The organism is Kastovskya adunca, assembly GCF_059505785.1.
Map to the genome: position 1 here is coordinate 14,820 of NZ_JCACLG010000019.1, position 13,806 is coordinate 28,625.

The 13,806-nt window shown below is 46.6% G+C and carries 14 protein-coding genes and 3 tRNA genes; 11 read left to right on the forward strand and 6 right to left on the reverse strand.

Going from position 1 to position 13,806, the window contains the following annotated elements; all coding sequences use genetic code 11:
- Window positions 1-8: 8 nt before the first annotated feature.
- A complete protein-coding gene (gene queC / locus AC5JR3_RS06085; RefSeq protein WP_495844123.1) occupies window positions 9-689 on the reverse strand; it encodes a 7-cyano-7-deazaguanine synthase QueC in 681 nt (226 codons plus the stop codon).
- Window positions 690-961: 272 nt separating this feature from the next.
- Here queC and AC5JR3_RS06090 point away from each other — a divergent pair, with 272 nt between their 5' ends.
- The gene (locus AC5JR3_RS06090) at window positions 962-2,047 is read left to right on the forward strand and encodes a Gfo/Idh/MocA family oxidoreductase (RefSeq protein ID WP_495844037.1); all 1,086 of its coding nucleotides are present in this window, start codon (window positions 962-964) and stop codon (window positions 2,045-2,047) included.
- A 114-nt stretch (window positions 2,048-2,161) separates the two neighbouring features.
- On the opposite strand, the gene AC5JR3_RS06095 is transcribed toward AC5JR3_RS06090, so the two are convergent.
- Window positions 2,162-3,154 (reverse strand): SGNH/GDSL hydrolase family protein, encoded by a 993-nt coding sequence (locus tag AC5JR3_RS06095; RefSeq protein ID WP_495844039.1) that lies wholly within the window; start codon window positions 3,152-3,154, stop codon window positions 2,162-2,164.
- A 339-nt stretch (window positions 3,155-3,493) separates the two neighbouring features.
- Between AC5JR3_RS06095 and AC5JR3_RS06100 the strand changes: the two genes are divergently transcribed.
- The gene (locus AC5JR3_RS06100; protein ID WP_495844040.1) at window positions 3,494-3,634 is read left to right on the forward strand and encodes a hypothetical protein; all 141 of its coding nucleotides are present in this window, start codon (window positions 3,494-3,496) and stop codon (window positions 3,632-3,634) included.
- A gap of 185 nt (window positions 3,635-3,819) precedes the next feature.
- Here AC5JR3_RS06100 and AC5JR3_RS06105 read toward each other — a convergent pair whose 3' ends face one another.
- Entirely contained in the window at window positions 3,820-3,987 is a 168-nt protein-coding gene (locus tag AC5JR3_RS06105) for a hypothetical protein (RefSeq protein ID WP_495844129.1), read from the reverse strand.
- Here AC5JR3_RS06105 and AC5JR3_RS06110 point away from each other — a divergent pair.
- The 3 genes from AC5JR3_RS06110 (at window position 3,908) to AC5JR3_RS06120 (ending at window position 5,322) form a co-directional block, all read left to right on the forward strand.
- Window positions 3,908-5,035, forward strand: a complete 1,128-nt coding sequence (locus AC5JR3_RS06110; RefSeq protein ID WP_495844125.1) for a hemolysin family protein — start codon at window positions 3,908-3,910, stop codon at window positions 5,033-5,035. The two genes, AC5JR3_RS06105 and AC5JR3_RS06110, sit on opposite strands and share 80 nt — an antisense overlap.
- A gap of 89 nt (window positions 5,036-5,124) precedes the next feature.
- Window positions 5,125-5,206: transfer RNA gene (locus AC5JR3_RS06115), tRNA-Tyr, on the forward strand.
- 44 nt (window positions 5,207-5,250) lie between these two features.
- Window positions 5,251-5,322 (forward strand) — tRNA-Thr (locus tag AC5JR3_RS06120).
- Between the two features lie 312 nt (window positions 5,323-5,634).
- Here AC5JR3_RS06120 and AC5JR3_RS06125 read toward each other — a convergent pair.
- Window positions 5,635-5,708, reverse strand: a tRNA-Arg gene (locus AC5JR3_RS06125).
- 273 nt (window positions 5,709-5,981) lie between these two features.
- On the opposite strand from AC5JR3_RS06125, the gene AC5JR3_RS06130 reads away from it, so the two are divergent.
- From AC5JR3_RS06130 to AC5JR3_RS06155, 6 genes are all read left to right on the forward strand, one after another.
- Window positions 5,982-6,641, forward strand: coding sequence for an Npun_F0813 family protein (locus AC5JR3_RS06130; protein WP_495844042.1), 660 nt, complete (start codon window positions 5,982-5,984; stop codon window positions 6,639-6,641).
- 130 nt (window positions 6,642-6,771) lie between these two features.
- The gene (locus tag AC5JR3_RS06135) at window positions 6,772-7,800 is read left to right on the forward strand and encodes a hypothetical protein (protein ID WP_495844043.1); all 1,029 of its coding nucleotides are present in this window, start codon (window positions 6,772-6,774) and stop codon (window positions 7,798-7,800) included.
- A gap of 9 nt (window positions 7,801-7,809) precedes the next feature.
- Window positions 7,810-8,796, forward strand: coding sequence for a hypothetical protein (locus AC5JR3_RS06140; protein ID WP_495844044.1), 987 nt, complete (start codon window positions 7,810-7,812; stop codon window positions 8,794-8,796).
- 897 nt (window positions 8,797-9,693) lie between these two features.
- Window positions 9,694-10,551 (forward strand): pentapeptide repeat-containing protein, encoded by an 858-nt coding sequence (locus tag AC5JR3_RS06145; RefSeq protein ID WP_495844046.1) that lies wholly within the window; start codon window positions 9,694-9,696, stop codon window positions 10,549-10,551.
- 33 nt (window positions 10,552-10,584) lie between these two features.
- Entirely contained in the window at window positions 10,585-10,899 is a 315-nt protein-coding gene (gene cutA / locus AC5JR3_RS06150) for a divalent-cation tolerance protein CutA (protein WP_495844127.1), read from the forward strand.
- 549 nt (window positions 10,900-11,448) lie between these two features.
- Window positions 11,449-11,877: a DoxX family protein gene (locus AC5JR3_RS06155; protein ID WP_495844048.1), complete on the forward strand. Its 429-nt coding sequence runs from the start codon at window positions 11,449-11,451 to the stop codon at window positions 11,875-11,877.
- Here the strand turns inward: AC5JR3_RS06155 and AC5JR3_RS06160 are convergent.
- Both AC5JR3_RS06160 and AC5JR3_RS06165 read right to left on the reverse strand, forming a co-directional pair.
- The gene (locus tag AC5JR3_RS06160; RefSeq protein ID WP_495844050.1) at window positions 11,863-12,003 is read right to left on the reverse strand and encodes a hypothetical protein; all 141 of its coding nucleotides are present in this window, start codon (window positions 12,001-12,003) and stop codon (window positions 11,863-11,865) included. The two genes, AC5JR3_RS06155 and AC5JR3_RS06160, sit on opposite strands and share 15 nt — an antisense overlap.
- Window positions 12,004-12,034: 31 nt before the next feature.
- On the reverse strand, window positions 12,035-13,705 hold the full coding sequence (locus tag AC5JR3_RS06165; protein ID WP_495844052.1) for a mechanosensitive ion channel family protein: 1,671 nt from the start codon (window positions 13,703-13,705) through the stop codon (window positions 12,035-12,037).
- Between the last annotated feature and the right edge of the window lie 101 nt (window positions 13,706-13,806).

Consider the following 13,806-nt stretch of genomic DNA (forward strand, 5'->3'; position numbering starts at 1 on the left):
TCTTTCCTCTACCTTTGGGCATAAAGGATCGGATCTTCTAGCCCTAATTCTTCAAAAGCCGCAAATCGTAAGCGACAAGAGTCGCAGACTCCACAAGCCAGCTCCCCTCCGGCATAACATGACCACGTTTGCTCCCAGGGAACGCCTAGTTGATTTCCGATCTGGATAATTTCAGTTTTTTTGAGGTTGATTAGGGGAGTGACAATGGCGATCGCTTCTTTTTCTCGCCCCTGTTTCGTTCCCAGTCGAAATACTTCCTGCATCGCCTGGATGTAGTCAGGGCGGCAATCTGGGTAGCCGGAATAATCTAAAGCATTGACCCCGATATAAACTCGTTCTGCACCTGCGGCTTCCGCGTAAGCCAAAGCAAAGCTCAGGAAGATGGTATTGCGAGCAGGAACATAGGTAATTGGGATATTTTGAGACATTTCGCCTAAAGAGCGATCGCTCGGTAAATCCAAATTATTATCTGTTAGAGCCGATCCTCCCCACTGCCGCAAATCAAAGGTGATCACCTGGTGTTCTTTGACCTGAGCAGCAGACGCGATCGCCGCCGCCGCCTCTAATTCCCGGCGATGTCGTTGCTGGTAGTCAAACGAAAGGGCATAACATTCACAACCATCCTGAAGGGCTTGATACAGCACCGTAGAAGAGTCTAAGCCTCCAGATAACAAAACTACAGCTTTCACTTGCATACACTCTCCCGCATGTTCTTTAAACTTAGCCCTCGATTTCCATCAAATGGACGACCGAGAAACTGACACATCCGAAAATCCTCTCAGAGCGGATAAAACCACAATAAAAGAGGACTGACCGCGCCAAAGACCTCCTTTATTTTAGAAATTTCAGCAAAACTTAGAGATTCTTTATATTTAGAGGTGTTGTGGTAGTATCTGGATGGCTTGAGGCGGCTCAGGATGGCAAATTGACGTAGTTCCAGTGGTGGAGGAGCAGAACAGGAGTGCAAAATAGCATTAGCCAAAGACATCCAGAAGCCCATTTGCAACGCAATCAGCCGCAACCCATTCGGATTGGTGTGATCGGCGTTGGCAACATGGGACAACACCATGCTCGCGTTTTAAGTCTTCTCAAAGACGTTGAAATGGTGGGTGTGGCAGATATAAATGTTGAACGCGGTTTAGATACGGCAAGCAAGTATCGTGTACGCTTTTTTGAAGACTATCGTGACTTGTTCCCTTATGTGGATGCAGTCTGTATCGCCGTCCCGACCCGCTTACATCACAGCGTGGGATTAGCTTGTTTGCAGGCGGGGGTTCATGTACTGATTGAAAAACCAATCGCTGCTAACATTGCTGAGGCAGAATTGCTCGTCAATGCAGCGGCAGAGTCTCAGTGTATTCTACAAGTGGGGCACATTGAGCGGTTTAACCCAGCGTTTCAGGAACTCAGCCAAGTCTTAAAAACGGAAGAATTACTAGCTCTAGAGGCTCACCGCATGAGTCCTTATTCCAATCGAGCTAATGATGTTTCCGTCGTCTTGGACTTGATGATTCACGATATTGACCTGCTGTTAGAATTGGCAGCAGCACCCGTGACCAAACTAACCGCTAGTGGCAGTCGGGCGTCGGATTCCGGCTACTTAGATTACGTCACAGCCACTCTAGGTTTTGCCAACGGTATTGTCGCTACCCTGACAGCAAGCAAGGTGACGCACCGAAAAATTCGTCGGATTGCCGCCCACTGCAAAAACTCTTTAACTGAGGCAGATTTTCTTAACAACGAGATTCTGATCCATCGGCAAACGACAGCCAACTGTAGGACTGACTACGGTCAGGTGCTTTATCGGCAAGATGGTTTAATTGAAAAGGTCTACACCAGCAATATTGAGCCATTGCACGCCGAATTAGAGCATTTTGTTAACTGTGTGCGAGGCGGTAATCAACCCTCAGTGGGTGGTGAACAAGCCTTAAAGGCGCTCCGTCTAGCGAGTCTGATTGAACAGATGGCTCTAGATGGTCAAATCTGGCACCAGAACGACAAAGACAATCGCCAGATCAACTCTTCCACAATGAGCGTCTCCTATTAGCCAATTACTCCTGCTTCACTGGGTTGAAGGGGAAGTCGCTTAGATTGATCAGCAGCGAACGGTGAGAAAAGAGGCCTTTTTGCCCACCTCGCCAATCCTCCCCTTTGCTAATCCTTAGTCTCCAGTGCCGATCCTAGAGTCGCCCTCATTAAAGGACTCCTCAGATTGCTGTAGTAGTTTCTGAAGCGATCGCGCGATCGCTCCATTGATTCTTTGGTAACCTTCAGGACTGAGGTGGATGTGGTCGCGGTACAACGACGCTGGGGCTGGAGTATCGTTAAAGCTGGGTAGAAAATCTAGATAGGGAATTTGTTCCTTTTGTGTCAGTTCCAGCAGGCGCGACCGTGCTCGCTGCTCATAATCACGGGAACCAGGCTGGCCCAATTCTCTTAGTAACGGTGTCATACCCAGGAGAAACTGAGCACCATCGTTGCTAGCCTGTTGTTGAATTTGTCGGATTGCCTCCAAATTGAACCCAACGCGATCGCCTTCTTCACTATTGACCGCTTTCATTTCCGGGATAGGGGGAGCTTTCGTAAAGTAGCGCTCAAATACTTCCGCTAAGGCTGAGGGGTTTTTTTTGCTAGGGTAATTGCGATCGCGTCCGACAGGAATAGACGTTGGTGCAGTAGAAAATAAGTCGTCTGTGTTAATCAGCAACACCACCACCTGAGCCTCAAACGTACCAAACCGCCTGAGATAGGCGAGTTCATTCCGGGGGCCCCAAGAGTTAGCAGAGGCATTGAGGACTTCCACCTCGTGATAGCTCGGTAAGTCAACTTTCAGGCGTCGCGTCATTAAAGCAGAGAGAGTCTTGTCCTGGTCTGTCCACCAGGCACCATTAGCAACAGAATCACCTAAAAGTAGCACCCGCAGACACGCTGGAGAGCGCGTCGCATCTATCGTTGAACTCCGCATTGAATAATCATTGATCATGATGCGATTGCCAAAGCGACGCGTGCGCTGATTAGGGGCAAGCAAATATCCAATTTCCTTGTCGGAGATATACGTCAGGGGATTGCCAAAACCAAATAGAACCCTTAAGCCAACCTCCAAGGCAACTACTAGCCCCACCCCAAACACCAAACTCAACAGCAATAGTCTCAATCTGCTACTCCTCAATGCCTGCGCTCTCAATCTTTCAATGCTGACATAGTTGTCCCCGTGTTGCGGATGTAAACTTGAGCGCGATCATAATGCCACGATTGACGAAAAAAAATGGGATCACATCCCGTTCTTAAAACTTACAAGTACCCAAGACAATAGCTGAGTCCTAATTAAGGTAGCGGTGTCAAGGTTATGTTAAGGCGATCGCTTTTTAAAAGGTGCCATTTCCACTAATCAATTCACCCCTGCGAGTTATACGCTCACAGATTTTGCTCGTTAGAGTAGAGCAGGATATATTCAAGTTGTTACCACGCTCAAATAGGAGAGTAATTAAGAGATATGTCAGATCTCAACCGTGGCATCATGAAATTTGAGGGAGCGGATAGACCCACCGTAGTTATTGTCTCGGCGGTTGTATTGCTAGGCGGCATCGGCTTTCTCCTTTGGTGGGCACTGCAAACTGCTTATACCGTGAGCTAACCGTTCCTCAGGTGGCTGATCTAGCCAATAAATTCTCTTTATAAGCCAAATAGAGAGGGCAAGTCAGCAGTGAAAATTCTTTCAGCTGGCTCTGGCTTGCTCTGGTTTTCCTTCGATGTTGTGTAACCTAAGGAAAATTGCTGCCTTCAATTGCTCTTGTCGCTGCCAATTTCAGTACTCCTAAATTAAGATTGAATCTCCCTGACAAATTTCTCAATCTTTTTACCAGTGGCGTCTGGTACGCTTTCATCCATCAGACCCTGCCATTTCAGCGTGATTGTTTTGCCAGTACCATCTATGCTTGCTGTTTCTAATGTTGGTAGCCCACTTTTGGGAAGTGTTTGGCTAGACATTTCCATTCTGATGTTGATGCTAGTCCTTTCAGCCGCCTTTTCCGGTTCAGAAACAGCAATTACTGCCCTGGATAACCTAAAGCTGAGAGCGTTAATCAACGACCGGGGCGATCCTGGTGGTGTATTTCGTCTCGTTTTAGAAAAGCGATCGCGGTTCATCACTACGCTTTTAGTCGGTAACAACTTAGTCAACAACTTTACAGCGATTTTAACCAGTAACTTATTTGCTATCTGGTTAGGCAGCGCTGGTCTTGGGGTGGCAACGGCGGTTGTAACGTTCTTGGTGTTGATTTTTGGCGAAATTACACCAAAATCTTTAGCCATCAACAACGTCTTACCTATTTTTACCATTGTCGTTCGTCCTATCTACTGGCTGTCCCGCTTTCTATCTTTCTTTGGCATCATCTACTTTCTAGAAACGATCGCTCAAACGGCGATTCGCTTTTTCCAAGGCGGTGTAGTCCAAGAAGGCGAGTCGGTTCGAGACTTGAAGCTGATGATTGAGGTGTTGGGTGGTAAAGGCAAACTTGACCTAGATAAACACCAACTCCTCAGTAAAGCCTTGATGTTAGATAGCCTCAGTGCGCGTGACTTAGTCAAGCCCCGTATTGAGATGCGAACAATTTCCCACGAAGCTACTCTACAAGCTTTAATCAATTTCTGCTTGGAAACTGGTCATACCCGCATTCCCATCCAGGAAGAATCTAAAGATCAAATTGTCGGCATCGTTAACCTTAAGCGTGCTTTACAGCAGCTTACCGTCTCCCAAAAAGAAGGACGCCACGATGTCCCAGTGACAGAAGCGATGGACTCTCCTGTTTATGTACCGGAAACCAAACGTGTTACTAACTTGCTGAAGGAAATGCTACAACAGCGGTTGCATATGGCGATTGTTGTTGATGAATACGGCGGCACAGTTGGCTTAGTGACCCTAGAGGATATCTTGGAGGAACTAGTGGGCGAAATCTACGATGAGAGCGACTTCCCTCGGCTAATAACAGCCAGAGTCCCCAGCGCCTACAACGCCCCACGAAAATTTGGAGGCTAACCACCAAGGAGAGAGAGAATAACACTCCTTGCAAACATTTATTTGAATTCCTTAAAGACTATGTTATGCTGTTTAACCGTGGGACAAATGGGTCGATGCCCGAGCGGTTAATGGGGGCGGACTGTAAATCCGCTGGCTACGCCTACGCTGGTTCAAATCCAGCTCGGCCCACTTCACTAGAAGGGAAAAGTTATTATTACTTTTTCCTTCTTTGCGCCCGTGTAGCTCAGTGGTAGAGCACACCCTTGGTAAGGGTGAGGTCGCGAGTTCAATCCTCGCCACGGGCTTGATAAACAATCCATGGAAACCTCTCCCACAAGGCTTCCATGGATTATTTTTTTGCTCTCAAAACCTAAAGTTTAGGGTCAACCTACTGTAGTAACGAGAGTATTAGTATTAAAGCGAGTGATTCAGTTTGTGGAAATTTGGGTAACCTAAGCAATAAGGCAAGCCTTGTGCGCCACGGCGAGTGCTTGATTTGTAGTTAGGGCTTTGCTGAAACTCCCAATTTCCCAAAATTCCACTCATGAATGATTTCTGTCAAGCCGCACAATTTCAGGCAACTTGCCAACCGGGAGTAAACTTTCATTTGTAGGAAACGGGTGCGGCAGGACTCGAACCTGCGGCTCGCTGCTTAGAAGGCAGCTACTCTATCCACCTGAGTTACGCACCCACAAGACTCTTATATTATCAAAGATTGTATCGGCGATGAGGTAGGCAAAGCAATTCAAATTTTAACTCAACGTTTCAAGTGGCTTGACGGTCAATGTACACTGGAAACCATCCATCAATAGGCACTTATATAGGATAGTGTATAGAGTCAAGGCGATCGCTACTTAGAAGAAACCAAAGCCTACGCAGTCTGGATATTACAGTTGCTAATTGCTTTATTCCATTCCTCGCATTGTGCGCCCCGATTTCAGCTCAGGAGTCATTTGCCAGTGTCATGTTTATTCTGAAGCGGCAGGATGTTGAAATTTCGACAATTCAGCACCCAAAGCGGGAGCAACAAATCCCGGTTCTGAGCTATCAGGGGCAGACGTTTCGTTTGATTAGCGTCTTTGCTGCCAATCAACAAGAAGAAGCGAAAGCCTTCTGGCGTGATCTTACCGATAATCGCGGTAAAGCCTGTGTGCTCCTAGAAGAACCAGACCGCTACAGCGTCTGGGGGAAACTTCGCTTAGAACAACTTGGCAGTGAAGTCGGCACTGATACCAAAGCCCTCCCCTTTACTCAAGCCTGCATCTTGTTGCTGCAAACTGTCTATATCGATATTGCAGATTTTTTAGGCAATCGTCAGGCAGGATTATTTCAGAAAGATATTACCGATGTCTTTCGCCAGTGGCACTTTCCCCAGGCAGATACCTCAGAAGCCGTGAACTATCTGTTCACCATGGACCCCCTGACAACGCTTCAGGTGCCTCAGTGGGAAGAACATCATCTAATCACCTTGCTTCAAGAGCTGTATCGCCTCGGTAAGGAATATTTTGGCAATGCTAATTTTGCAGAAGGTGTAGGAGAAATTTTGCAAGATATGCCAGCCTCTGACCGCAACCAATTTCTGGAGTGGCTCAATCAATCTCCTTTAGGCAAACTCTGGCGATAAACAAGAAAATATTTAACTTTTGTAATCGGTCTAAGCTCTAGATGTAATACTGGATTGAGGTAGAAATTCACCATTCAGCATCCCGTTCAAGGCTGGAGAATCATCGACACCAGTTATCTTAGGAAGTCTTATGAGTGCCTCTGCGGACAAGCCATCCGGTTTTCAATCTCTTCTCAGCGGTCAGAACATTGTCTACATCGGAGTAGGGTGGGCAGTATTCTCCCTGTTATTTTTTTTGCTGTTTAGCATCAATGTCCCTGGAGAAGACAGTCCCTTTTGGTACTTGATTGGCACCTATGTCTTGGAAACTCTGCCCTTCTTAGGGGCGGCTTTACTCTGCTATAGAAATTGGCAAAGTCCTCAAATTGCTAGCGGACGGAATGTGTGGTTGGGCATTGGGTTAGGAATGCTGTCGTTTTTCATCGGCAATTTGCTCTTTGGTTGGTGGGAAGTGTACTGGGGTCTTGACCCCGATGTATCGCCTGCTGACTTGTTTTACATTGCGTTCTATATTTTGCTCGGCTGGGGCATGACGCTAGCTGTTCTTCCTCGGCGCTTGAATTTGGAAAAATGGCAGTGGGTCACCGTAGCAGGAATTGGCGCAATTGGAATCATTTTTGCGGCTTGGCTTTTCTTCTCTACACCCGCCAGTTCTGAGACTGCCCAAGTGGATGCCTCTGCACCTTCAACAACACAGGGATCTCCCTCTGCCTCGCCCATCGTTAAACCTAGCCCTACCCAGGCTGCCCCTGCCCCCATATCGACAGGGGAAACGACAACAGCAGCGGATTTGGATGGGGTAAGACAGCCTCCAAGCTTTATCCTAGATCTAGAAAGTATTCTCAGTCCCCTGGCTCGACCGATCAATTTCCTCTATATCCTCGGTGATATTTTTCTTTTGATTATTGCCTCTACTCTGTTACTTGCCTTTTGGGGAGGGCGTTTTGCCCAATCTTGGCGAATGATTGCCGCCGCTGCCTTTTCGCTATACATTGCAGATATGTGGTTCAAATATATTGAAGCGCGTGCTGTAGAGTACGAAAGTGGCGGTCTTTTAGAGGTATTTTTTGTATTTAGCGGCGTACTATTTGCCATTGGTGCCGCCCTAGAATATGATGTGTCGAGCCGTTCCCGCCGTGGTGTACGCAAGCGTGCTTGAGGTCACCGAATGAGTCCTAGAAAATTATCTGAGTCTGACAAAAAAGATATTCTGAGCTTGTATCGACTGCCAGAAGAAACCACTTCTACTCTGGCAGGTCGTTATGGCGTGAGTAATTCCACGATTAGCCGCCTGCTCAAAAGCAACCTGTCAGAGCCTGACTATGAAGTTTTAATTCAGCAAAAGCGTTCTGGGCGTACTCAAAATAGCTCTTCCCAGGCGGTTACTGAAGCCATAAAGCCGCCAGAAAACGAGTCGGCTAGTCAAGAAGAAGTACAAGAAGTACCTGTTCGGGAAGTGCCGATACTGGACTCCTCCCAACGACGGCGGCGCAAACGTCCCTCTACGCCTATTCCAGCAGCCAGAGAGTCGGCGCTAAGCGAATCCTTATCACAGGAAACCTCGGCTCAACATGACCGCTTGGAGGAGGCGGAGCCGCTGCCGCCGGAGCGTCCCATCATACCTCCACCGGAAAATCATGCTGTTTCCCCAAGCCCCAAAGTCTTAGAGATGTTGGGAGAAGAGCTAGAAGACTTGGATGAGGACGACGATGAGCTAGAAGACTTGGATGAGGACGATGACTGGGATGAGGACGATGACCTAGCGGACACAGAAAGTCAGTATGCCCGTGTCACCCTGCCACAAAAACGCAACAGCCTTGTGCAAGTGCTGCCCATATCTCAGGCATCGTTTCCAAAAACTTGTTATTTGGTTGTAGATAAAGCTGCCGAGTTAATTGCTCGACCGTTAAAGGATTTTAGTGACTTGGGCACAATTCCGGCGGAGGAAGTGCAGGAGAAGACCTTGCCTGTGTTTGACAACCACCGGGTAGCACGGCGTTTTTCCAATCGTTCTCAGCGGGTAATTAAAGTCCCAGATGGGCAGATGTTACAAAAAACCTCTTCTCATCTACATGCCAAAGGAATTACTAGACTGTTGATGGATGGTCAGGTTTATTCCTTGTTACCCATGCGCCAGGAAAACCTACAGAACTAGTCCTACTTCTGAAGAGTAAGGGTAGATTAACTGATAGGAGATTCGCGGCAAACGAGGTTTATATCGTCTGCGTTTGATTGTCTAAGACGGTGGGGGAGAGGAGGAAAAAGATTTTTTGCTTCTCCTCAACTGGCGGCAACCACCCATGTTGAACCTTTTATAATAATATCTAAAATTCTCTCCATCCCTCGGTGGAAAAAATGCTGACCATCTTTTGCCTGAGCGTAGGGGATAGAGTCGGTTCAGTGACTTTTGGATAAAGTTTATTTAAATGTATTTGTTACTTAACTAGCAACTTGCCTCTTTCCTAGCTACCCTTTGCAAAGGTACTCCTAGGGGGATGAAGACGGCACCAAATCTGCTTCTATAGAAGTAGCTAGTGAGCTATGACAAGCCAGTGCGCCTGCATAGCGAGTTTATTGATCTCACATTGTCTTAGCTTCTGGTCTACTGTTATACAACTCCTCATCCTCTAAAGGTGTAAAAAATTAGGCTTGTTGGGTATAAAGGTACTGTTCGTGACTAATTAGAAACAAAGCTAGCTAAGATTATCTAAAATCTCGAATATTTACTGTAGAGCAAATTTTAAAATCTAGTGAATATCCGTATTGCTACGGAAAAATATTACTATTTTTACTATTTTGATAAATTGAATTTATTTAGTTTAAAAAATATTCACAAAATATTTGTAACGGAGTTTCAATAGACTCAGAAACCTACCTATATAGAGCAGTAAAATTGTAATTAATAATTCAATAAGTCAGCAATAGTCGGAATTCAAAAGCAATCATGCTTAGGCTGCTTGTAGCAGGAACGGGTAAGCTTAATCCTAAAAAAAGCTGGACTTATAGAATTTGAAACAATCATCGCCAACGATGAACTACCTGGAGTGCCTACATGCATGTACACCGTCTCCTCAAACTTTATGAGCAGGGAATCAGAGACTTTGCTGGTGTAGACCTGAGCGGGGCAGATCTCAGAGGCATTACCCTCATTGGGATCAACCTGAGCGGAGCCAATTTGAAGGGAGCTGATTTCAGTCGGGCATTTTTAACCAAGTCTGACTTGAGTGAGGCACAACTTAACTGGGCAAATTTGAGCTTTGTTAAGCTGAGTGAAGCAAAGTTGGTAGAAACTGACTTGACAAAAACTAATCTCAGTGGGGCGTTTATGGTGAAGTCCAAACTGCCCAGATCTAAACTTAGTGGTGCCAATCTTAGTGCAACTAATCTTAGAGGTGCTAACTTGTGGGGGGCAAATCTCTGTGGGGCAAATTTGGAGAGGGGGAACCTGCGGGACACTAACCTCAGTGGGGTTAACCTGAATTGGGCAAATTTGTCGGAAGCGAGGTTGGTAGGGGCGCGATTGTATGGAGCATCTCTCAATAGCGTCAACTTGTACAAGGCTTGTATGAAAGGAGTAGATCTAGGAGGCGTAGATTTAGAGGGGGTTAATCTCAGGGAAGCTAGATTGAATGGGGCAAATCTGGAGGGAGCTAATTTGGTGGCGGCGGATTTGAGCGAGGCGAATCTGTGTCGGGCTAATTTGAAAAGGGCGGATTTGACAGGAGCTAACCTAACCAGAGCGTCTTTGGAGGAAGCAAATCTGGCTTGGACAGTTTTGACGAGAGCCAAGTTGACTTATGCTGACTTGAGTCAGGCAATGTTAACGGGTATCAACCTGGAGGAAGTGCTACCGGGGGGAATGGTGATGGAGGAAGCTACAGAAGAGGTATCCTATTTAACCGCGATGTGAGGAGTAGCTAGGGTGACAGAGCAAGAAGGCACAATGAGCGCGGTTGTGGTGATGGTAACAACACCCTCGAAGGAGATGGGGGAAGCGATCGCCCAAGCTTTGGTTAAAGAGCAACTCGCGGCTTGTGTGAATTTGCTCCCCATCCATTCCATCTACACCTGGGAGGGTGAGGTAAATTCTGAAGACGAGTGGCAACTGCTGATTAAGACTGACAAGGCGGCGTTTCCGGCTTTAGAGAAGAGAATTTGCGAACTCCATTCCTACGACGTTCCAGAAATCATTGCGCTCCCGGTTGTTGCAGGTTCTCAGCCCTACCTCCAGTGGATTGCCGATCAGGTGAAGTACTAAGGCTGGCATTCTATAACGTCAAATCAATGTCAACAAATGGTTCTGTAACTCGAAGAGGAATTTCAATTGCCCTAACTATCCTGATTGCGACAGGATTAACAATATATTCATTACGCTACAAACAGCCCACTAACTGCCAGCAATTGTGCACACACGAACCTTGTCAAGTTGGTCAATGTAAATTTGGCGAGCAAAGAGCAGGCTTTCCATTACCAATCGTGCGGGATAAGGAAGGAGGTTCTCCCACAACTGGTTGGGGTAAGGTTGGTTCGGAGGATTACATTTATGGAAATCTTGTAACATTCGCCCTGAATATTACGTTCTATAGTCTTCTGTTATGGTTATTTTGGAGAGTTATCGTTCTTAGCAAACGTCTTATAGGACGGTGAGGGTATTGGAGTTGATACGACTCAACACTGATTGAGGTATGTCATCTACATAAAGCCGAAATCTTCTCATTAAATCAAACCAACGAACAACAAGCTTTTTTTAACTTTCTGTCACTATAGAAAGCAATTACTAGAAATTTAGAAATTAATCTCGCGCCATATGCTCAATAAGTACAACAAGGAGATTTTACGAGTTATCCTGGCTGTTTCAATAATCACCCTTGGCATTTTGCATTTTGTCAAGTCAGAGCCGTTTGTGAAGATCATGCCGCCTTATCTGCCTTACCATTTAGAGTTGGTTTATATCAGCGGATTTTTTGAGATTTTGGGCGGAATTGGGCTTTTGGTGCCTCCAGTAAGTCGGGCAGCCGCTTGGGGACTGTTTGCGCTATTTATTGCGGTGTTTCCTGCCAATATAAATATGGCAGTTAATCAAATTCATCTAGACGGTATACCAGACTCTCCCTGGTTTCAGATCATTCGGCTTCCTTTGCAAGCGGTTTTACTTGCCTGGGCATGGTGGTACACTAAACCGCCAGAAGATCCAAAAATTCAAGCTTCTATAATTCCAGGTCTACCCCGTTCTTAAGACTTCCCTGTTCTGGGCAGATAGTGGGTGTTTGGGGAAGGATGGCGGCAAAAAGGGTGATGTTCTTTGTGTAGGAGAGGTTAGGGCGATCGCTTCTGTGAGGAAATTAACTTTAATGCTTTTCAAGGATTCAACCTCACTTAGTAGACCTCTTAATTTAATCGCCGTGCTGATTCTTGTCCGTTTTCCCCTTACCATTGCGGTTATCCTGCATCGCCATGTCCGTCTGATGTTTCAGCCAGCCTTCGAGTCCGTCAGATAGCCGAGAGAGAGACTCTGCCAACTGCGGAGAAAGCTCAATGGGTAAGCTACCAGAACGAACGTGCAAGTCTTGCTGGGGAAAGGGAATTTCAATCTCGCGATTGCGGAGAATTGCCTCAATCCGAAAGTAGATGTCACTTTTGATGCGGAATTGCTTGCGCGGTTCACATATCCAAATGAGCAAATTAAATTTCAACGAACTCTCACCAAAGCCCTCAAAAAAGACTTTCGGTGTAGGTTCAGACAAGACATCGGGATGTTCTTTTACCGCATCAATCAAAGCAATGCGTACAGCGCTTGAGTTTGAACCATAGGCGACACCAACAGGGAGTCGTAGGCGAGCAATGGGGGTTCTGTGAGTCCAGTTGATTACTTCTGACTCTAAAAAGCGAGAATTTGGCACAATGATGGATAAATCATCTAGGGTGACAATTTCTGTGCTGCGGACGCCAATTCGTTCCACTGTACCGAGCAACTCGCCTAGCTCAACGAAGTCACCGACTTGAATTGGGCGCTCAAAAATTACCACCAAACCGCTAATAAATTCTTTGGCGATTCCTTGCAAGCCAAGACCAACCCCCACACCCAGGACGCTAGCAAAGATTGCTAGGGTACTAAGGTCTAATCCCCAGATTTGTAAAACAACAATCGTGCCGATGAAAATCAGAGAGTAGTTGGCAACTACGGCAATGGTTTCTTGGGAACCGCGACTTAATCCGGTCAAATTTAAGACTCGCGATCGCAATAATTTTTTTGCCGTTCTCGTTAAGACAAATAGACCGACAAACAGCCCGATCAGAATTAAAATATCAAGAACCGAGTAGGACTCCTGCCCTAGAGGAATGAAGGGTGAGGTAAGGGTAAAGGTGATGGAATCGACAACACTACGACTCCATTCCCGCGTTTGAGGAAATAAATTTGTGATGTAGAGGGTTGTGGCGAACCAAATGGCGGCACGGATAACCGATAGAATAACCTGCACCGTCTTTTTCACACTTTTGGACGGTTGGGAGTCGTTGGACTCTCTGATTTCTGCAGGAAGTAACGGCTGTAGCCAATGTTGCCAAATCCAACTCAACACCCAACTCAGGGCGAGTGCTAATAACAAGCAGCCAATACTGATTAAGACTTTCTGTGTCAGGTACTCAACGCTACGCTCTCGCTGGGCACGAGCGAGAGCCACTTGTAGTTCTCTCCTCCATTGGATGGCTTGCTCCTCAATGGTGCGTCCTGGAGGAGCATCTGCCGATGTCACCGACAACAAATGACCGCCATTGATCAAAATGACAGGCAAATCCTGACGTTCTTCGATTTCTACGCGCACGGGTTCGTCTGCTTGAATCGTTCCACGGAGAAAACGATTCGCTTCGGCGGCGCGTTCTTGAGCCGTGTATTGCCCGGATTGGCTGACATCAAACAATCGTCGTCCATCCAGGGTGACGGGAGCAGTAGTTGCTCTTTGGGCTAATGCGGGTACGGCGATGAGGATAAATCCCAGCGCCACCGCCACAATAATCAGTTGCAGGATTCGGCTCAGGAGAGACTGAAAGCGTAAAAAGCGATTCATAAACAGTTATTAGAGATTGGGAATTGGGGATTGGGGGATGAGGAAGAATCGCCCCAGTCCCCCATCGCAAACACTGGTTATTTAAACAGAGTAACTAGCTG